Genomic DNA, 20,101 nt, shown 5'->3' with positions numbered 1-20,101 from the left:
TAACACTTTTCTTTTCCTTCATCAACTAAAGGTCGCACCCATCGGCATTGTATTTGGCAACGTACAAAGTTCCGTTCTCAAATAATTGGCTATTGTTTTTATTTGCAAGGTTAGAGTTGATTGTGCCACTGCTCACAAATTTGTAGGTATGACCACCTCGGCGATCGTCTCCCATGTAAGCAATCAGCTTTTTACCGGCTTCTGCTCGTAAGCCAATATTTTCATGGCGGAAACGACCTAGGGCTGTATGTTTTTTCGCTCGAACAGAGGGTGTTGCTGGATCAATTTCAACCATCCAACCGTATTTTTCCCCTACCAAGCCAAATTCAGCACCGGTCGTCCCACTGATATATGCGGTTTGAGTTCCATTGGGTTGAACCGCTTCCGTTACTCCCACAAAGAAGGTTGCATCGCCTTGGAAGTTTTCTTCTCCTGATAGAACTGTTCCCCAGGGCGTTGTACCGCCAGAGCAGTTATAGGCTGTACCGATAATTCGATTCCCTAAACCATCAGTACTAAGATTGAAAACTTGTATAGAGGCTGGGCCCGTTCCCACTAAGTAATTGTAATTCCCTTGTTGGTGGGGAGTGACTCCCCAGGAGATAACCGTCTTATAGGCATCAGAACGACTAGCATTGATGGCTAATCCAGAAAGTCCTGTCAGACGACGGTTTCGAGGATCTCGCTGAACTTGATAACGTCCTTGGCGATTTTTCTGAATACGAACGACGGAACCACCAAGATTGTAAAGAAATTCTCCGAATAAAAGTCTTCTATCTGTAGGAGATAGGGCTGACACACTGGTAGCTGTAGGCAGATTGAAACCAATCACCGCCGCAAAGGAAGTGGGAAAGGTGGCTAGATCGCTAGGGGTTCCAGGGGCTAAAGTGGAAATCGGGAAAGAAACATATTCATGATTCACCCAAAGCAAACCAGCATTATCGCCATTGAGGGGGACAAAGCCTGTGTAGTCACAGTTATAGCCAAAATAGTCGTCGGCATCAGGGAAAACGCGATCGCCCCATTGGACAATCACATAACGTTCAAATTCTGGCGGAACAACGACATCATCCGTAACACTGAAACTGCTCAGGTTTGGATTGGTTGCGGGAGGAAGCGTTTCTCCAGTTCCCACCCCTGTGGATAACCAACTGGATTTTTCTTGATAAATATCGAGAGGATGGGGAACACGAACTGGCGTAAAAGAGGCTGTTTGGGCCGATGCGCTCGGTAATAAAGTTGAGCGACCTCCTAATACGGAATCCAGAACGGCGACACCAGCACTACCACCTAAGAAATACAAAATTTGTCTGCGGCTTACATTAGACATAAGGACTTTTTCGATTTTTTGTTCTCAATTTTTCTTTAACTAAAAATGCTGTATATCCCAACAGTTTTGAATCCTAACGTTGAGACATTAAAGAAAAATCATCAGAAGATGATCCTTTGGTTAACAAGTCAATAAGGTCTAATGATGTGATGAGCAGTCCAAGGTATTTTCTCTTTCCCAAGCCTTAATGCGACATCCTGTACTGATTCTATAAGGCGATCGCGTCTTGAGTTCGTTCAGTAAGTTCATCCATCAAAAAAGATAAGGATGATAAAATTTTGAAAACAGCGATCGCGTTATGACTGTCCGTTGTGTCTGTCCTCGTATAAGCCTCCCTGTCAATATATTCGTATTTAATTTAACTTTCAAAAAGCGATCACGGTTTATTTTCTGTAAATAGGTTTTTGCTTAAGAAAGTAGCAATCTTTTTTATATTTGCTCAATGCTGATTATCATATTCTTGGTGATCGCGATAATGAGAAAATTTTCAGAAAATAAATGGAAAAGGGAAAGATTTGGTCTCTCCCTTTCAATTCAGATTAAGCCTTAACTAACACCTTCTCTAATTTACCACTGTCTAATTTTTCTCGCAAATTACTGAGAATCGCATCAACATTTTTCTTCGCATCGCCAAATAACATCTGGGTATTTTCCTTATAAAACAAAGGATTTTCCACGCCCGCATAACCCGAAGCCATACTGCGTTTCATTGCTACCACATGATGGGATTTCCAAACTTCTAACACAGGCATTCCGGCGATCGGGCTACCAGGATCTTCCAACGCGCTGGGGTTTACTGTATCATTAGCTCCAATCACTAAGACTACATCCGTTTCAGGAAAATCTTCATTGATTTCGTCCATTTCCAACACGATGTCGTAGGGAACATTTGCCTCAGCCAATAACACATTCATGTGACCGGGTAAACGCCCCGCCACCGGATGAATACCAAAACGCACCGGAATTTTGCGATCGCGGAGTAGCTTGGTAATGTCAGAAACCGCGTGTTGAGCTTGGGCAACTGCCATACCATAACCAGGGGTAATAATCACACTGGAGGCACTAAGCAAGAGATCAGCGACCTCATCCACCGTTGTTGCTGTCACCGTACCCACCGGCGAGGATGTTTCTGAACTACTCGGTTTACTAACCCCTTCCCCAAAACCACCGAGGATAACGCTAATAAAAGAACGGTTCATCGCCCGACACATAATGTAACTCAGAATCGCGCCACTACTGCCCACCAAAGCCCCAGTAATAATTAACAGATCATTGGAAAGCATAAAACCCGCCGCCGCCGCCGCCCAGCCCGAATAGCTATTCAGCATGGAAATGACCACCGGCATATCCGCACCCCCGATCGCCGCCACCAGGTGCAAACCGAGAATACCCGCTAGAGCAGACATAATTAGTAACGGTTGCAATCCCTGGGGAGCCTCCAGACCCATAAACTGAACACCGAGAATGACCGAACCAACTAAAAGACCAATATTGAGCAGATGACGAGCCGGTAATAACAAGGGTTTGCTACTAATAATGGCTCGCAACTTACCAAAAGCAATAATCGAACCGGTAAAGGTGACAGCCCCAATAAAAGTGCCGACGTAAATCTCAATTTGGTGGATGGTTTCTTCTACGCCAGTGATCGCCGGATCGGGGGCTAAATAATTAGCAACACCCACTAAAACGGCTGCTAAACCCACAAAACTATGGAGAATAGCCACCAATTCTGGCATGGAGGTCATGGCCACACGGGAAGCTAAAATGGCTCCAATGAAAACGGCTGGAATAATCGCCCCGAATAAGGCTGCGTATCCCGAAAAACTACTACCGAGAACGGTGGCCAAAACCGCAATTAACATTCCGATGATGCCGTAAACATTTCCCTTGCGAGCCGTTTCTTGGTTAGACAGTCCACCCAAGCTAAAGATAAAAAGCACACTGGCCGCAATATAGGCGACGGTTTGTAAACTGCTGGACATGATTGAGTAAATAGTTGAGAGTGAATAGTTGAAAGTGAATCGTTGGGAGTTAGGGTTTTGTATTAGCACGTCATGTTTGCCCCCAATGGCAATTAACTTAATCTCAATAGGATCAAGCATAGGATCAGCGATCGCCCTTTCCTAAGAGACTTAGAGAGACAACGAAGACGTTACCATTACCCGAAGTTCCTCATCATCTTCGACCAACTGAAAATCATCAATAAAACGTTTCTCTTTGCCAAAGAGTTTTAATTTTCGTTGAATGAGTTCTGTGAGTAAATCCCGAAAATCGACAAACATTTCTAGGGCTTCTCGGTCTAGTGGATTAACTTGTTCTGCAAGGTAACTAGTCAAAAATTCCTCTCGTTTGGCAGAGGGCAGAATCGCTAAATTCCAGGCCAGAACGGCCATATCAAAAAGACATAGACGGTCTTCATAGCTTTCCGTCGTATGCAAATAGGGACGGATAAATTTCATCAGCTTTTCAGACATTTTCCCAAACCCCTGGGGATTCGTAATAAAAATCTTCCCTTCATTTTCAGGTTGACCTTCTAGAGTTGCTTTAAAACGTCTAAAAGCTTCACTTTCTCTTTGGCTTTGTGTGGAGAGACGCGAAACCCTGGCAGATTGCACACTGTCTTGATAGAATAGCTGACGAAATTCCTTTGATTTTCTGGCCATCTTAGTTCCCTCATTAAAAGATTAACGTTTGAACATTTTTAGCATTCGTTGGGTTACTAAAAAACCACCTGAAATATTGATTGTACCGACCAAAATGGCGATCGCGCCAAGGATAGTCGTTGGAGAATTTAACGGGCCAGAAATCTGTAACATCCCACCGATAATAATGATGCCGCTAATCGCATTCGTCACACTCATCAAAGGCGTATGCAACGCAGGCGAAACATTCCAAATCACCTGCCAACCCACCAAACAAGCCAGTACAAATACCGTTAAATGAGATAAGAAAGAAGCCGGCGCACCGACACCAATCCCCACCAAAGCCAAGGCTGCTAACACCACCCAGACTAAACCATTCGATTTTTTTTGAGTCTTTTCCGTGCTAACTGTTGTCACCTCTACCTTAGGAGTAGGACTGGTCGTTTGGGGGGAAGGAGCAGCAATTTTGGGAGGCGGCCAGGTAATTTTGCCCTCATGGAGAATCAAAGCTCCTCGTACGACTTCATCTTCCAAATTCACCTGATACTCTTCAGACCCGCCCATATCCTTGAGCAAATGCCAAAGATTAGTACCATATAGCTGACTAGACTGATTCGCCATACGACTCGGTAAATCGGTATAGCCAATAATCGTGACATCGTTATAGCGATAAACTTCTCCAGGCTTCGTGACCTCACAATTACCGCCCTGTTCTGCGGCCAGGTCAACCACAACAGAACCCGCCTTCATACTGGCAACCATCGCTTCCGTAATCAACTTCGGAGCCGGTCGTCCAGGAATCAAAGCCGTCGTAATAATAATATCGACTTCCTTGGCCTGCTCAGCAAAAAGAGCCATTTCCGCATCGATAAATTCCTTACTCATGGTTTTGGCATAACCACCTTCCCCAGTGCCATCTTCCTTAAATTCCAGCATCAGGAATTCTCCGCCCAGACTTTCTATCTGTTCCTTAACCACTGGTCGAGTATCAAAAGCACGAACGATCGCCCCTAATCCCTTGGCGGTTCCGATCGCCGCCAAACCAGCCACACCGGCCCCAATGACCAGCACTTTAGCAGGGGGAACCTTACCGGCAGCAGTAATTTGTCCAGTGAAAAAGCGGCCAAAATTATTAGCAGCCTCAATAACAGCGCGATAACCGGCAATATTGGCCATGGAACTGAGGGCATCTAACTTTTGGGCACGACTAATACGAGGCACCGCATCCATTCCAATCACCGTAGCCTGTTTTTCGGCTAATTTTTCCAGTAATTCAGCATTTTGGGCTGGCCAAATAAAACTAATCAGAGTTTTTCCTAGGGGAAAGTTCTCAACTTCAGTGAGAGAAGGTTGACGAACCTTGAGAATAATATCGGCGGTGGAAAAGATGGTTGACGCATCGGGGACAATCTGACAACCCACCTGCTCATAGAGAGCATCAGCAAAATTGGCCTTGGCTCCGGCTCCCGTTTGTACAATAATCTCAAAACCAAGTTTTTGAAGTTTCTGAGCAGTATCAGGGGTTACAGCTACCCGACATTCATTGGGATATGTTTCTGAGGGAACACCAATGATTTTAGACTTTTTCTTCGCTGGCAGATCAGCGTCTGAGGTTTCGAGAGATTTTGGCGCAGCAATGGTCATAGCGTTTTCTGAGATTGAGGCCAAGCTAACGGTAAGCTCTTTAGTTTGTAACCCAGGACTTTTTTTTCAGACCGGATGACAAAATTATCGCTTTTTCCGTTTTCTTGGGATATCCTTTGCATCTTAAAATGCTTACTCGTTTTTAAGCCAATTTCTTTAAAATATTTTATATTGACGGCAATCCTAACCTCAGAAAATATCTAAGAATTTCAGACTCAGACCGGCACGGTATGGTTTTCAATAAACGTTTTCAAAAGTTGCAACACCAACTGAGGGATCTCATGACCCATTGCCAATTCGTGATATTCCACCTGGGCCGCGATCGCCTTAAGCTCATTGCGGGCTTGATGGGCTGCCTGAATAGGTACGACCATATCTTGTTGACCATGAACCATAAAAATGGGCGGTGGGGAAGAGGGTAGATGCTGAGGCTGAAAATGCAGATAACCACTCAAACTACATAGGCCCGCCACCGGCAAACTTAGACCCACATCCAGAGCCATGGCTGCTCCCTGGGAAAAACCCCCTAGAATAGTGCGCTCTAAAGGAATCCCGGTTTCTGCTTCCAAGGACAACAACCAAGCTTGTAACATCTGACGACATTCCACCAAACCTCGATAATCTTGACGCTCAAGGTCATACCAAGCCCTCCCCCAAGAAAACTGAGGATGGGAAAAGGGAGCGTTGGGAAAAATACTTTGATAGGTCGGCAAATTTAAGATAGAAGCCAAAGGCGACAAATCATTGGCATCCGCTCCCCAACCATGTAGTAAAACTAATAGATGTTGAGGGGGTAGTCCGTTTTCCGGTAGAACAGAGACAAAAGTAAGAGACAGAGGTTTGCTCCCCAAAGTAACTCAATTATTTTCTATTTTAGCGATGGATCTGTCCATCTGTCCTTTGCCGACAGCCAATAAGCCAAACGGCCAAGATCCCATCCTGCAAAAAATAAGAAAAGGAAAACCCGCCTCTTATATTCTAATTTTGTCTCAGGTCGATGACGATTGCACTGGATTAAAACTAAAGAAACGGTAAATGTTGCTGTATTCCGTAGTCTGGAAAGACTCGCTTCAGTTGGGCAGAACTTAATTGGAAATGCCCTGCCAAAATTGTTGAGAGAGGATCTCGAAAATCTGTCAAGACAGGTACATCTCTTTCTTCGTAAAGTTCTGACGTTGCTAGACCTCGCCAGCTACCGTATATTTGACCTCCTTTTAGGCTGCCTCCCATTAACCACATTACATTGCCATGTCCGTGATCCGTTCCTCCACTGCCATTTTCTCGTACTGTGCGGCCAAATTCCGACATCACGACGATAACTGTGTTTTTGTAAAGATTCCCTAATCCTTGAACTAAGGCAGCTACACCTTCTCCTAAGGGCTGCAATCGGTTGGCTAATGATCCCTGGGAACTGCCCTGATCAACATGGGTGTCCCATCCGCCCAAATCAATAAAGGCTATTTGTACGTTGGGATCTTGGGTCATAATTTTGGCGATTCGTTGAGCGTCTCCAACAAAACCATTGGGTAACGGGGCCCCTTGACTGGCCGCTGTCATTTCCTTGTTTAAATTTGCTAATAATATCTGCCGAGCGGTTCGAGCTTCCCGATAAATTCGATCAATACTAGCCTGTCCTTGATACAAACGATCAAAAGCATTGCTAATTTTAGGTTGGTCAATAGGAAGGGAACGATTAGCAGCATTGCCAGGGGCTAAACTGGCGATCGCATGAGGGCCGATTAAAATACGAGGTGTTGTATTACCAACATTCACAGCTTGTACAGGATTTCGGTCATTAAATTCGGCGAGTAAGCGATTTAGCCAACCTGTCGTAGTTTTTTTCTGGCCAGGTGTACCGCTTTCCAGATAATCTTGGGCCTCAAAATGAGAACGAGTGGGATCAGGAGAACCAGAAGCAGGAATAAAAGCTAGGCTCTTGTTTTGCCAGAGTGGCAGCAGGGAGGATAGGGAGGGATGTAAGCCAAATCGGTCGTCTAAAGCTAATGCACCGTTGGCGTTATTGGGAGCGGCGATCGCAATTTGGGGACGAACTTCGTAATAAGTGGGGTCGGCATAAGGAACAAGTATATTTAACCCATCAACGGCTCCTCGTAAAAGAATTACGATCAGTCTTTGGGGGGAAGAAGTCGCAGCTTGAGCTTTAAACAGCCATTGACTAGCTCCCAAGCTGAGAAAGAGACTGCCTGTTGCGAGGGTTCCGTATTGTAAAAAATCTCGTCGTTTCATAGGTAAGTCCACCAAATAGTTTTTTTGTGCGCTAAAAAATCAACTAACAAATAAAACAGTCTTAAGTTACAGAATCACAATTGTTAGTGATACATAAATTCAGGGCTTCCCAAAATTAACATTGCCCCTTGATCGGGAGGACTATTGGCGATCACTTGTTGAGTATTCTTAGAAAATCTATCACCCAAGGTACGGTACAAATCTTCTGTTTTGAGAGATGACGACGTAGGATCAGAGGGTTTCAAAAATCCAACTTTTTTGCTAGTTACGATGGTTGCAAAAGTTAAACGTCGTAATAAAGCATCAGGGTTTAACCAAACCTCTTCGGTATTGGCATAACCATTAGGAGTGAGGCAATCATAAATTCCCATTGACATTTGCTTTAGTATCCCATCAACCTTGCCTGCATTAGTAATTTTTAAATCACTTGCACGAATACTAGAAACCACATATTCGTAGGGAGTTTTAAATTTTTTACCAAAGTATTGGGGATCTCGAAATTCGGGACTATGAAACAAGGTATCCAAAACCGCTTTAATATTGCCATCACTCTTTAAATAGCTTTGGCTAAGACGATTCACTAAAGATTGAGGCGGGCGATCGCTGACAAAATATTGAGCTAATTTATAACTTAAATGTTTCGCTGTTGCAGGATGTTTGGCTAAAATATCTAAAACTTGCTCTCCCTCCGCTTCTCCTGTTCCCTTAATGGTGCGACCAAGAAAAACCTTATCGCTAAAATCATGACGCTTGCTTTCAAAATAAAAACCATTACCCTTCAGATCGACATCGGCTAACTGTTTTCCTGATACAATTCCCCACCCTGTTAAAATTCGTGCTAAAGCAATGACATCTGACTGTTTGTAACCACCATCTATACCAAGGGTATGTAATTCTAGCAGCTCACGGGCATAGTTTTCATTGATTCCGACCTTAGGATTACGAGGATTGGGAGCTTGATTGCGAATATTGTCAAGATAGGTCAACATAACAGGATGTTTCGCTGTTGCCTCTAATAAATCTCGAAAATTGCCGAGTGCATTGGGCCGTAGAGCTTGATTTTCATAGGAGCTAATCAGTATACTATTATTGCCTTTATCGAAAGAAGCATTGAAATGATTAAACCAAAAAGCCGTCATTATTTCCTGTAACTGTTGCGGGCTTTCTGTCGCTCTTAATAGGCGAGCTGTAATAGCTTGCGAACGGATTAGTCGTCTGAACTGGTTTCGTTCTTCGAGGGTGAGCTTTTTCCCTTGTATAGATTGAGGAAAAATTTGCAATAATTGGGGAGAAGTTAGAAAAATACTAGATAAGCGATCAAGTTTTTGTTCAAGATCTATCGGCTGAAGCCGATTATTCGGGGAAAGTTGCTCCTGAAGATATGCGTCTATCCCGATCGCCTGAATATGTTCTAAATCACCAGATTTTGGACCAAAACTCAGTCTATTAAGAACATGCAGTGCTAAAGGCTCGCCTGGCGGGGAGAGAACAGCAAAATAAGGGAGTGACTGCGCTTGAACGGGAACTATTAAGACAAACCAAAACGCAATACTGAGAATGAGACATAATAATTTTGTCCTAAACCGAATCGATGCTCTCATTTGCAAAACATCCTTGATTACAAAGTAGTTCTCCCGATATAGACTTAGCTTTTTCTCCGTTGGTTCAGGTCAGTTGAGTTTAGCCTTAAACTTAAGCTTTCAAAACACTGCGCTCATTAAAGACCCGAATTAAAGTTCCCTCTTTGGGTAAATCACTTCGTTTTAATAGCAATTGATTACCGGCGACATAGGTCATATTCATTCCCTTAACCAAATCCAAAAAACTCGTCACCGGTTGCAAATCGCATTTGCTCTTATCTGAGGCGACGGTGGCATACTGAGTGGGAATCATTACCCTCGGATTTAGGACTAACATGGCGGCCTTTGCTTCTTCAGGGGTATAGTTTTTGGGGCCACCGCCAACGGGAATCATGGCCACATCAGGGCTTCCCAATAAAATCTTTTGTTCATCGGTAATGGGAGAAGCGGCTCCGCCAAGATGGGCTACCCGAATGCCGCCCTGAGTCCAACGCCAAGCCACATTATTACCAAAACGATTACCGCCAACTCGATCATGGGGCATCCCCACACCCTGAATTTTAAAGCCATTAATTTCATAAACCCCTGACTCAAATAGAATTTTGGGATTACCTGGCAAATTCTCCGCCGCACCTTCATCCCAGAGTTGAGAGCTAATTAAAACGAGATCTGCTTTGACCTTGGGTAAGCGATAACCTGCCGTGCAGCCGATCGCCCGAAAGGGATTAACTAAAATTCGAGTTCCGCCGCCTGTAAACAGAAAGGCACTGTGTCCCAACCATTCCACTAACAAAGAACCGCTTGTTGACTGGGCTTGACTGGGACGAAAGGCAGCCATTCCCAGCGTTCCTAACGTGGCAAGGGCAGTGGCTCCCGTATAGCGAATCAGTTGTCGGCGTTGCATGGGTTATTTAGCAGTGGATTCTTCTTAAATTCTTCCCAATTCTACGATAATACAGGGTAGTTATTGAAACGATCGCCCTAAGACCGAGGAAACAAAACCAATGAACTCACCCCTTTTTGCCGTTGAAAACCTGTCGGTTGCCTATCCCCACAGTGAAAATTGGGCAATTAAGGAAGTGTCCTTTACCCTCAATCGAGGCGAAAAGTTAGGATTGGTGGGGGAATCCGGCTGTGGTAAATCCACCTTAGGAAGAACGGTCATGCGTTTGTTACCAGAGTCTTCCCATCATCAAGGGGCCATTTATTTTGAGGGGAAATCGGTTTTTGATTTAGAAACAACGGCCTTACGGCAATTTCGGGGGGAAGTGGTGGCCTTAGTGTTTCAAGATCCCATGACACGCCTAGATCCTTTGATGACCATCGGTGATCACTGTTTAGAAACCCTACAGTCCCATCAACCCCAGTTATCTCGTACCCAGGCGAAGGCGATCGCCTTGGAAACCTTGGGACGGGTCAAAATTACGGCGGATCGTTGGGGCCAATATCCTCACGAATTTAGTGGCGGTATGCGACAACGGGTTGCTATGGCTCTGGCTTTGTTATTAAAACCGAAAATGATTGTGGCAGATGAACCAACAACCAGTTTAGATGTCACCGTCGCGGCGGAAATTTTGCAGGAATTAACCCGTTTATGTGCCGAAGATCAGATGGGTTTGCTGTTGATTTCCCATGATTTAGCAATGGTGGGGGAATACTGCGATCGCCTGGCGGTGATGAATGGCGGCGAAATTGTGGAAATGGGGGAAATTAACCAGATTTTGTATCAACCGAATCACCCCTATACCCAATCTCTGTTAGAAGCGGCTCTCCATATTCATGAGATTGGCACTCCGGCAGAAGCATTAGAACCGTTACCCGAACCCCTCTTGCAAGTCAGCCAACTAAAGCAATATTTTAGTTTAGAAGGCAATCTAATCCAGCAATTTTTCACTCAAGAAAAAAAACTAATTAAAGCCGTTGATGACATTAATTTTAATCTTTATCCTGGCGAAACCCTAGGACTGGTCGGAGAATCGGGCTGCGGTAAAAGCACCCTTTCACGTACCATTTTACAATTACTTAAACCGACCTCTGGCTCAGTCATCTTTGATGGTGAAGATCTAACCCAACTTTCAGAAGCCCAAATGCGCCAAAAACGTCGGCAAATTCAAATGATTTTCCAAGATCCCCATGCCTGTCTCAATCCGATGATGACTGTGGGCCAAGCGATCGCCGATCCCCTTTTTATTCATCAATTGGCGACCCCTGACGAGGCTGAACAAGAGGTTAAGGCCATGTTAGAACGAGTACGATTAACCCCTGTGGAAGAGTATTATCATCGTTATCCCAGGGATCTATCGGGGGGCCAACAACAACGAGTGGCGATCGCCAGGGCATTAATTACTAAACCTAAATTGATTATCTGTGATGAACCAGTTAGTATGTTGGATGCCAGTGTGCAAAGTCAAGTGCTTGACCTGATGTTAGAACTCAAATCCGCTTTCAATTTGACCTATCTCTTCATTACCCACGATCTTTGGGTCGCTCGCTTTTTATGCGATCGCATTGCAGTGATGAATCGAGGACAGATTGTGGAAATAGGGGAAACTGAGTCGATTTTTACCCATCCGCAAAATGAATACACGCAGAAACTGTTAAAGGCGGCTCCTCTTTTAGCAAAAGTTGCCTAAGCATACAAAAACACAGAATTTAACTCGTTGTAACTTCCCTGCCCTTTGCCTCCAAAACTGATTCTTCTTGGTATTTTTAACTGCCAAGGATCATTCTAAAACGAGTAAAATGAAATCATGAAATTTGAATGAGATGAGCAGAAAAATTTAGCCAATATTGAAAAGCACAACCTTGACTTTGCAGACGCGCCGAAAGTCTTTCGATTTCCCCTGCGGATTTCCCTTGATACCAAACAAAACTATGGCGAAGATCGCTGGCTTGGGCTTGGACTTATGGACGGTCGAGTAGTTGTGATCGTTTTTTCAGAACCCAAACCTTAGGTTATTCGCATAATTTCCCTTCGTAAAGCTCTACCTTATGAACGCAAACGCTATGAACAATACCTCAAAAACGAATTGGGAGAAACTTGATTCCTTGACTGAGGAGGACATTGATACTTCAGATATTGCTCCCTTAACAGAAGAATTTTTCAGTCAATCTCGCTGGTGGCAACCGGTAGAACTGCTCAATGTGCTTGTCCCTGTCGATGCGAATACTTTTGCCTGGTTTCAATCCCAAGGAGCAGACTGTGAAAAGAAAATGGCAGCGGCCTTAAAAATTTACGCGGAAGCCCACCAAGTTAATCTTTAGCTCTGTTTACTTGTCACCCATACTCCTTTAACAGTGGCTCCTCTCTGAGCAAACAGCAATTCCAAATTCAGAATGTAGTCAAAGATACAAAAGGCTCGATGTATTTACTGGCAAGGGTTTTGCTATGAAAATTGCCAATTAATCAACTAGGAAGAATTCGAGACAGCGAGAGAAACTGAGTCATCAAGCATAAAATCTAAAAGATGATGCCAGCTTTCAAAGAACAGATATTTGGTCAAAGAGAGAATATCTTGAAAGAATCCCTTACGAGTGCCGCGTTGGACGCGAATTCTCTGGTAACGTTCATCAACCAAACCTAAAACCGTGTGCAAGAGAAAAGCCAGCAAATTCAGGGTAAGCAAAACAGAGGCGAGGTGTTGTTTACCATGCCCAAAATTATGCTCTAAGTGATAGCCTCGATTTTTGAGAATATTGTGATTCTCGTTCTCAGTACGCCAACGAGTCCGTCCAGCACGACAGACATCAAGAACGATGTGAGGGGTGAGAAAATGATTGGTAATCCAACTATTGTGATAAAGAAGTTGAGCATCGGATTCGCGGTGGATTTTTAGCTCACACCAGTTAACCAACAAAGCAGGCTGTTGGTCTCGCAGGGGAATCTGATTGAGATAACGGCAGTGCCAAATCTCGAAATACTTCCCATTCCAACGTCGGTGTTGAGTGGTTTTGACTTCTCCATTAGCTTCTAAATAGTTTAACCATTCATAGAGTGTGGGATGAGAAGTCGGTAAACAGACGAAGATAAAGTTGAAATCGTGGTCGAGACAGTGCTGACAAGTGGGCTGACGACTGTACAAGTCATCCCCTAGCAGAGTTATCTTCTGTCCCGCAAACAAACTAGCATGGTTACTTATCCAACGTTTCGCCGCATTTTGCTCGCAATCTTGCTTTTCAGACCCGTCTTGAGGGGTAATAAATTCAGGGGGTAAGGAAAAAACTGATTCATGGTCTGGGGAAACAATCACGGGCAATAATGCCTGATGGAAGTAGGTGACTTTTCCCTGTTTTGACGTTTTGGTTGAACAGCATGGACAATTTACTTTTTCCGAACTGTAGTAATTTGTCCCATCCATTGCTACTAGAAGATTTCCCCTCAATATTTCATAGGCTTTCAAGAATCCCATGCTCCTCAATGCTTGGTAAATTAACCCAAACAAAGGGAATAGACTACTCGCTGCTACCCCATCCACAATGTTGCGAATCTGTTCTACTGTTGGTATTTTTTCTAGTCCAAACAAGCTCTGAGCATTATCTCGCCCACAACGGCTGTTAAGCTGACGTTGGTACTCTAAAAATGACTCATTTTGCATAAAAAAGGCGGCAAATGCCCCCAGTATCGCCTCTCTTAGACTATATTTCGTTGCATTACTAACCGAACGGGGGTCATCTATCTTCCCAATGACCTCGTTTAAACAGTGAACGATTCCGTCAAAACTTAGGTCGTTTACTTCCATCTTTCTCTCTGCAAAATCAGTAGACACTTTTCTCTTTATTCATAACTTCCTATAGGTCAAAGTTTTTCTGTCTCTATTTATACCATTTGAATTTGGAATTGCTGCTGAGCAAAAGTTGTCTAAATTAAAGTCCCTGAATATCGGTACAATAGTGGATTAGGCATCCTGCGTTTTCCTAAACCCGTTGTCCCACACTACCTGCTGAAACCTTCTATCAATCCAAGTTTATGACCCTTTCTACTGCCAATTATTTATCTTCTGTGCAAACGGGGAACCTTGTCTGTCCTCAAACTTCAGCTTGTCGTTGGCGCGGTTTAATTGAAACCTATCGAGCCTTTTTACCCGTCACTGAACAGACCCCTGTTATCACCCTTCTAGAAGGCAACACTCCCCTCATTCCTGTGCCGGCGATCGCGGCTGAGATTGATCGAGGCGTTAAAGTGTTTGCTAAATATGACGGGTTAAATCCCACCGGCAGTTTTAAGGATCGGGGCATGACCATGGCCATTTCTAAGGCTAAGGAAGCGGGAGCCAAGGCGGTCATTTGTGCCAGTACGGGCAATACTTCGGCAGCCGCAGCGGCCTATGCTAGACGGGCCGGAATGCGAGCTTTTGTGTTAATTCCCGATGGCTACGTAGCTTTGGGGAAATTAGGTCAAGCTTTAATCTATGGAGCAGAAGTAATCGCCATTGATGGCAACTTTGATGAAGCCCTCAGCGCAGTGCGGGAACTCTCAGAAAAATATCCTGTTACTCTGGTTAATTCCGTTAATCCCTATCGTTTAGAGGGACAAAAAACAGCCGCGTTTGAAGTGGTGGACGTGTTAGGAAATGCCCCCGATTGGCTTTGTATTCCCGTGGGTAATGCCGGTAATATCAGTGCCTATTGGATGGGCTTTTGTCAGTATAAAGCCTTGGGAAAAAGCGATCGCCTACCTCGCATGATGGGATTTCAAGCCGCAGGAGCCGCCCCGTTTATTGCTGGTAGCCCCGTAGCTCATCCCGAAACCTTAGCCACGGCCATTCGTATTGGTAATCCTGCTAATTGGGAAAAAGCCTGGGAAGCCTCTAAAGCCAGTCAAGGTGAATTCCAGGCGGTCACTGACGAAGAAATTTTAGATGCTTACCGTTTATTAGCCGGTAAGGAAGGGATTTTCTGTGAACCAGCCAGTGCCGCCTCCGTTGCCGGACTGTTAAAAGTCAAAGAACAGGTTCCCGATGGTGCGACAGTGGTTTGTGTGCTAACAGGTAATGGCTTGAAAGATCCTGATTGTGCTGTTCATAATAGTGATAATCAAGTCAAGTCCGGCATTAAACCCCAAATTGCAGCCGTAGCTAAAGCGATGGGATTTTAATGCGGAAACTTAATTGAACTAAAAGCGTTTTAGTAATTACCCTTCTGAACTGATCCCCCATGACTACCAACTCTCGCCATTGGTTAACCGTTACTGAATATTTTTCTTTAATTGCTTCTGTGGGGGGAACTATAGCCGCTATGATCACCCAGCAAATTGTGTGGGCCACCTCTCCCCTTATCCTCACCCTGGGGTTAAATCTCATTAATCGGGAACGGGGTCTAAAAGTGTTTCAGGAAGTTCTAGATCGTCAGGATGTGGTTGAGGATTTGAGTACTCGTCGCCTTAACCAACTAGAAATGTCTTTCACCAACTTGCAGCAAAACGGCATTCCTCAAACCACCGTTAGCCTAGGACAACTGAATGAACGGTTAACCCGCGTTGAATATGCTCTGCAACAAGCCGGCAAAGATCTGGGCGATAATTGGCAACTGCCGTCAGACACAAAATTTAATGCCCATCAGGTCGAAGGTTTTAATGCCTTGCTGGCAGAACTGAAAGACACGATCGCCCGTCTTAGCCAGGCTGAAAATTCGTGATTTTGTTTAGTCGCTTTGCAAGGTTGTTTTGCTTACCATCCGCGTTTTTTTCCGTTCTGCCTCGGACAGTTCTTCTCCTGACTGTAAGCGAGTAGCATTGGTTTGTAAGACTGTTGCTCCACTTTGATCGCCTAATTGCAAGGCTGTTTTAGCCGCCGTTTGTAACATGGTAGCAGCCCCAGCGCGATCGCCTTGTTTCAGTTTTGTTTCGGCAATTTGGGTTTGACGATATTTAGCGAGGGTAAGAATCGCTTTCTGGGCCTGATCGTTGGGTTGGGCTTGGTAAAGAGTTTGAACTGTTACTGTTAAAGGAATTTTCTCTGACAAAAGACCCGTTGCCCCTTGGGAGGGATCATCATAGCGAACTTGGACAGAGCCGATGACCTGTTCCCCTGGCGGTAATTGATTAATGTAAAGATTGGCTAAAATCACTCGCGCCTGTTCTGTCATCAGATCGCCTAATCTGACCTCGTAGCCATTACTTTCAGCTTGTACGGTTAATTCAACGGTTTCTGGTTCCACCTGGGCAATGGGCTTTAATTCCGCTAACCGCACCTGGGGAACAAATTCTAAGCGCAGATAGGGATTGGTTAAGCCTACAGTCTGCATTCGGCTCAAGAGTTGACTAAAGGTTTCTAGGGCCTGTTCAGGACGTTCAATATAGGACAGACTACCGTTAGCGGTATCAGCGATCGCTTCTAAAATATCCTGATTCCAGTGAGCCCCAAAACCTAGACTGTTAATCGTAATATTGTAATCTGCTGCTACTTGGGCCAATTTTAGACAACGTTCATTATCGCCATGTTCATTCTCACCATCGGTTAGTAAAAAGATTTGAGAGACGCGATCCTGTTTACTTTGTCCTGCTTCTTGAATGCCGAGCTTCATGCCTTCATCAATGGCGGTTCCTCCTAATGCTTTCAAGGACTGAATGTTTTTGGCGATCGCGGCTCCATCGGTAACGGCCTGATTCGGGACAATCACCTTAGCTTTATGGTCAAAGGCAATCACGGATAGGCGATCGCTGGCTTGAAGATTATCGATTAAACCAAGAGCCGCTTCTTTAACGGTGGTGAGGGGTTTACCATTCATTGAGCCACTGTGATCCAAAACCAGGCAAAGATTGAGGGGCAGAGAATGTTCTAAACCTTCTTGAAGAGCAGATAGGGAAAGGCACAGTTGACGCTGACTAGAACTCTGACTGGCATCTAGGTGGGCATCGCTCAATGCCGCTTTGACATTAACTTTCATCAGAAAAATGGGTAGAAACCCCGCCCTTTAACGAAGTGGAGGGCGGCTTTATATGGATTAGTGAGAAACAATTAAGCCATTGGAACGGCGAATTAATTGGATCTTACTGACAGCTATCTGTCCTAATTGTTTCCAATTGGCATCGCTAACAGATAGCTGTTTTTCGGTATCTCCACTGACATAACCTACTCCCTTGTGAGAAGAGACTAAATCTCCTTTACGGAATTCGTGTCGCGTAGTGGAACCACCATATTTGCGTCGCTTACCACCCTTGGAAGGAACCATAAGGTGAAGTTGACGACGACTAATGGGAGGACGTTTGATGATGGTAAAAGGAGCATCTGTTACCTCAACAGAACCTTTCCAGTCGTGTCCATGATAGTTAGAAGTGTGAAATGGCAGGTAATCTAAAAACCGAAAACAGGCAAGAGTAATTCCATCGTTAGCATGACTTTCTGGGGTTTGTTCTGCCTTGTCTTTAGATTTTTCCAATCCGAGGTGTTTCCTGAGATTAGAAGTTTGCCAACCAAGGCGAGTATGAACCGTAGCAATCTTAGATAATTGCTCGATAGCCCATTTTTGACCGACCATAACAGCCGAAAATCCTTTTCCAAATTTAGCTCCTTTCCTGCCCGAAGTTAGGTCAACAGTCAACTCGTTCACTCTATTGTGCAGGGCAAACGCATCTTATCCGAGTAAAACCTTAAGGAGATAGTCCTCGTCCCAACCAGCGCGTAGCCGTTTATTCTTGATACCAAGTTTCAGAGTATTTTCCTTTGTGAGCAAGTTAAGAGCGATATGGCGTAAGACGGCTAAATTCTCAGGAGCAAAATCCTTACGAATGCGACAAGCATCCTCGTTGAAGGCCAAGTCTAGAACCCAATGTAAAGAGTTTTCTATCAACCAATGACTACGAACAGATTGGGATAATTTTTGAGCATTACTCGGCAGGCTACTGATATAGTAGCGAGTCTCATACTCTGTTTTGTCTTTCAATCGTCTCTCCGCTTGAATCATACAGATGCTCGTCAACTTTGCCCATTTCTCCGCACCCAGCAAAAATTCTGTTTGTTCCATCGTCCAGCAACGGCGAATTTCAATCCGTCCATGTCCCTTGTCTATTGTTTGATGAAAATCATGCTTAATTCCCACAAAATTAACCGATTGAGCATGAGCAAATAATTGTTCAACATCCTCACATAGATTACCTTGATTGCCTTTCAATGCCAAAACATAATCTCCCCCTCGCCCTACTATCTGTTGGGCAATCTTTGTCTGAGTTCCCATGGCATCAATCGTTACGATACAACCTTTGACCTCTAGCATTTTCAGGAGTTTAGGAATCGCCGTGATTTCATTCGATTTGCTTTCCACCTTGCACTGTCCTAGTACTAGACGATTTGCTGTTGCCCATGCACTTACCATCTGAATTGCGCCCTTTCCGTTGGCATTGTCATAGGAGTGGCGAAGGGTTTTGCCGTCAATCGCTATCACTTCTCCTTCACTTACCTCCGCTATACTTTTGACCCAATGCAGAAAACAGTCTTGAAATTGCTCTGGATTCAGACTAGCAAATACACGCGCAAACGTATCGTCGGAGGGGATGCCATTCGGCAATTCCAAAATTTTTTTTAGCCATTGATGTTTAGCCTTGCCGAAACTTTCCATGGCTACCCAACCTTCTGCTCCACAAATGACGGCTAAGATGGCAATCGTTAGAATATCAATGAGTTTATGCCGTTTTGTTCGTTCGATGCGAGGGTCATCTATTTCGGCAAAGTGTTCTACCAGTCTATATTTGGGTCGGAGTTTCATCGCTTTTGTTTTCTATGCACTTTCCCTTATTTTCCCTTATCCATCCCTCTATAATGTTCTTGTATCTGTATCATTTTTAGATGCGTTCGCCCTGCTCTATTGTGAAAGACAGAAGCAAAATCACTTCTGTATCCTACACTACTGTTTGAATTTGGAATTGCTGCTTAGTTGCCGAACCAGGACAGGTAGAAAGGTATGACTACGAATATGAACGGAATGGGGTGAGCAATTTGTTTATGTTTTCTGAACCCCTAGCTGGATGGCGACACGTAGAAGTAACCGAACGTCGTACTAAAAAAGATTATGCTCATCAACTGAAATCTCTGGTCGATATTTATCATCCAGAAGCCGAAAAGATAACACTTATTCACGACAACCTGAATACCCATGTTCCCTATGCCTTATATGAGACCTTTGAACCCCAAGAAGCCAAGCGTATCCTTGACAAACTGGATATTCATTACACCCCTAAGCATGGTAGTTGGCTCAACATGGCTGAGATTGAGTTGAGCGTTTTATCTCGTCAATGTTTAGCCCGTCGTATTCCTGACAAGGAAACTCTCAACAATGAAATTGCTGCTTGGGAAAAACACCGAAATGAACAATTGCGTACCATTGATTGGCAATTTACCACTGATGATGCTCGCATCAAACTCAAGCGGCTTTATCCATCAGTTCTACCTTGACTGACTACTAGGTTCGTTTTGTGGACTTATTCAGCAGCCCCTAATTAGGGCTTGCTGAATAAGTATAGAACCCTTGCCGGATAATGCTTTCAAGCATTTTAAAAACGATCAGGTGCAAGGTTATAGCCTTTGGAGGCTCAAAGCCCATGCACGTCGTTGGAAAACTGGGGGTTGAAATTGGAAACAACTCTCTGAAGTCACCATTTTTCGCCTCCTGTGGCATCTAGGTTTGTTTTGTGGACTTTTTCAGCAGACCCTAATTAGCCGTTAATT

General features: G+C 44.4%; 17 protein-coding genes and 1 pseudogene. 6 read left to right on the top strand and 12 right to left on the bottom strand.

Annotated elements, in window-relative coordinates:
* Nucleotides 1-25: 25 nt before the first annotated feature.
* The 8 genes from KA717_02405 to KA717_02370 all read right to left on the bottom strand — a co-directional run bounded on the left by KA717_02405 (nt 26) and on the right by KA717_02370 (nt 10,347).
* On the bottom strand, nt 26-1,330 hold the full coding sequence (locus KA717_02405) for a DUF839 domain-containing protein (protein ID UXE61809.1): 1,305 nt from the start codon (nt 1,328-1,330) through the stop codon (nt 26-28).
* Nucleotides 1,331-1,869: 539 nt separating this feature from the next.
* Entirely contained in the window at nt 1,870-3,312 is a 1,443-nt protein-coding gene (pntB, locus tag KA717_02400) for a Re/Si-specific NAD(P)(+) transhydrogenase subunit beta (protein ID UXE61808.1), read from the bottom strand.
* Between the two features lie 150 nt (nt 3,313-3,462).
* Complete coding sequence (locus KA717_02395; protein ID UXE61807.1) at nt 3,463-3,993, bottom strand: hypothetical protein; 531 nt, start codon at nt 3,991-3,993, stop codon at nt 3,463-3,465.
* A 21-nt stretch (nt 3,994-4,014) separates the two neighbouring features.
* On the bottom strand, nt 4,015-5,616 hold the full coding sequence (pntA, locus tag KA717_02390; protein UXE61806.1) for a Re/Si-specific NAD(P)(+) transhydrogenase subunit alpha: 1,602 nt from the start codon (nt 5,614-5,616) through the stop codon (nt 4,015-4,017).
* Nucleotides 5,617-5,831: 215 nt separating this feature from the next.
* Nucleotides 5,832-6,467 (bottom strand): alpha/beta hydrolase, encoded by a 636-nt coding sequence (locus KA717_02385; protein UXE61805.1) that lies wholly within the window; start codon nt 6,465-6,467, stop codon nt 5,832-5,834.
* Nucleotides 6,468-6,636: 169 nt separating this feature from the next.
* Complete coding sequence (locus KA717_02380; GenBank protein ID UXE61804.1) at nt 6,637-7,863, bottom strand: DUF1501 domain-containing protein; 1,227 nt, start codon at nt 7,861-7,863, stop codon at nt 6,637-6,639.
* Between the two features lie 83 nt (nt 7,864-7,946).
* A complete protein-coding gene (locus tag KA717_02375; protein ID UXE64531.1) occupies nt 7,947-9,464 on the bottom strand; it encodes a DUF1800 domain-containing protein in 1,518 nt (505 codons plus the stop codon).
* A gap of 91 nt (nt 9,465-9,555) precedes the next feature.
* Nucleotides 9,556-10,347: an MBL fold metallo-hydrolase gene (locus KA717_02370; GenBank protein ID UXE61803.1), complete on the bottom strand. Its 792-nt coding sequence runs from the start codon at nt 10,345-10,347 to the stop codon at nt 9,556-9,558.
* A 100-nt stretch (nt 10,348-10,447) separates the two neighbouring features.
* On the opposite strand from KA717_02370, the gene KA717_02365 reads away from it, so the two are divergent.
* The 3 genes from KA717_02365 to KA717_02355 all read left to right on the top strand — a co-directional run bounded on the left by KA717_02365 (nt 10,448) and on the right by KA717_02355 (nt 12,707).
* On the top strand, nt 10,448-12,076 hold the full coding sequence (locus KA717_02365; protein ID UXE61802.1) for an ABC transporter ATP-binding protein: 1,629 nt from the start codon (nt 10,448-10,450) through the stop codon (nt 12,074-12,076).
* Between the two features lie 156 nt (nt 12,077-12,232).
* Nucleotides 12,233-12,397 (top strand): BrnT family toxin, encoded by a 165-nt coding sequence (locus KA717_02360; GenBank protein UXE64530.1) that lies wholly within the window; start codon nt 12,233-12,235, stop codon nt 12,395-12,397.
* A 52-nt stretch (nt 12,398-12,449) separates the two neighbouring features.
* On the top strand, nt 12,450-12,707 hold the full coding sequence (locus KA717_02355) for a hypothetical protein (protein ID UXE61801.1): 258 nt from the start codon (nt 12,450-12,452) through the stop codon (nt 12,705-12,707).
* A gap of 146 nt (nt 12,708-12,853) precedes the next feature.
* Here the strand turns inward: KA717_02355 and KA717_02350 are convergent, their stop codons facing one another.
* On the bottom strand, nt 12,854-14,209 hold the full coding sequence (locus KA717_02350) for an ISNCY family transposase (protein ID UXE61800.1): 1,356 nt from the start codon (nt 14,207-14,209) through the stop codon (nt 12,854-12,856).
* 200 nt (nt 14,210-14,409) lie between these two features.
* On the opposite strand from KA717_02350, the gene thrC reads away from it, so the two are divergent.
* Together thrC and KA717_02340 are read left to right on the top strand one after the other, a co-directional pair.
* The gene (gene thrC / locus KA717_02345) at nt 14,410-15,537 is read left to right on the top strand and encodes a threonine synthase (protein ID UXE61799.1); all 1,128 of its coding nucleotides are present in this window, start codon (nt 14,410-14,412) and stop codon (nt 15,535-15,537) included.
* A gap of 59 nt (nt 15,538-15,596) precedes the next feature.
* Nucleotides 15,597-16,076 (top strand): hypothetical protein, encoded by a 480-nt coding sequence (locus KA717_02340; protein ID UXE61798.1) that lies wholly within the window; start codon nt 15,597-15,599, stop codon nt 16,074-16,076.
* A 6-nt stretch (nt 16,077-16,082) separates the two neighbouring features.
* Here the strand turns inward: KA717_02340 and KA717_02335 are convergent, their stop codons facing one another.
* Genes KA717_02335 through KA717_02325 form a run of 3 tightly spaced genes read right to left on the bottom strand, consistent with a single transcriptional unit; the run spans nt 16,083 to nt 19,142 of the window.
* Nucleotides 16,083-17,327, bottom strand: coding sequence for a VWA domain-containing protein (locus tag KA717_02335; GenBank protein UXE61797.1), 1,245 nt, complete (start codon nt 17,325-17,327; stop codon nt 16,083-16,085).
* Between the two features lie 57 nt (nt 17,328-17,384).
* Complete coding sequence (locus KA717_02330; GenBank protein ID UXE61796.1) at nt 17,385-17,981, bottom strand: hypothetical protein; 597 nt, start codon at nt 17,979-17,981, stop codon at nt 17,385-17,387.
* 33 nt (nt 17,982-18,014) lie between these two features.
* Nucleotides 18,015-19,142, bottom strand: a complete 1,128-nt coding sequence (locus tag KA717_02325; protein UXE61795.1) for an ISAs1 family transposase — start codon at nt 19,140-19,142, stop codon at nt 18,015-18,017.
* 170 nt (nt 19,143-19,312) lie between these two features.
* On the opposite strand from KA717_02325, the pseudogene KA717_02320 reads away from it, so the two are divergent.
* Nucleotides 19,313-19,828, top strand: a pseudogene (locus tag KA717_02320) (IS630 family transposase).
* Nucleotides 19,829-20,101: the final 273 nt, after the last annotated feature.

This window comes from Woronichinia naegeliana WA131, assembly GCA_025370055.1.
Classification (GTDB): Bacteria; Cyanobacteriota; Cyanobacteriia; order Cyanobacteriales; family Microcystaceae; genus Woronichinia; species Woronichinia naegeliana.
This window is presented reverse-complemented; position numbering and strand designations above follow the sequence as displayed.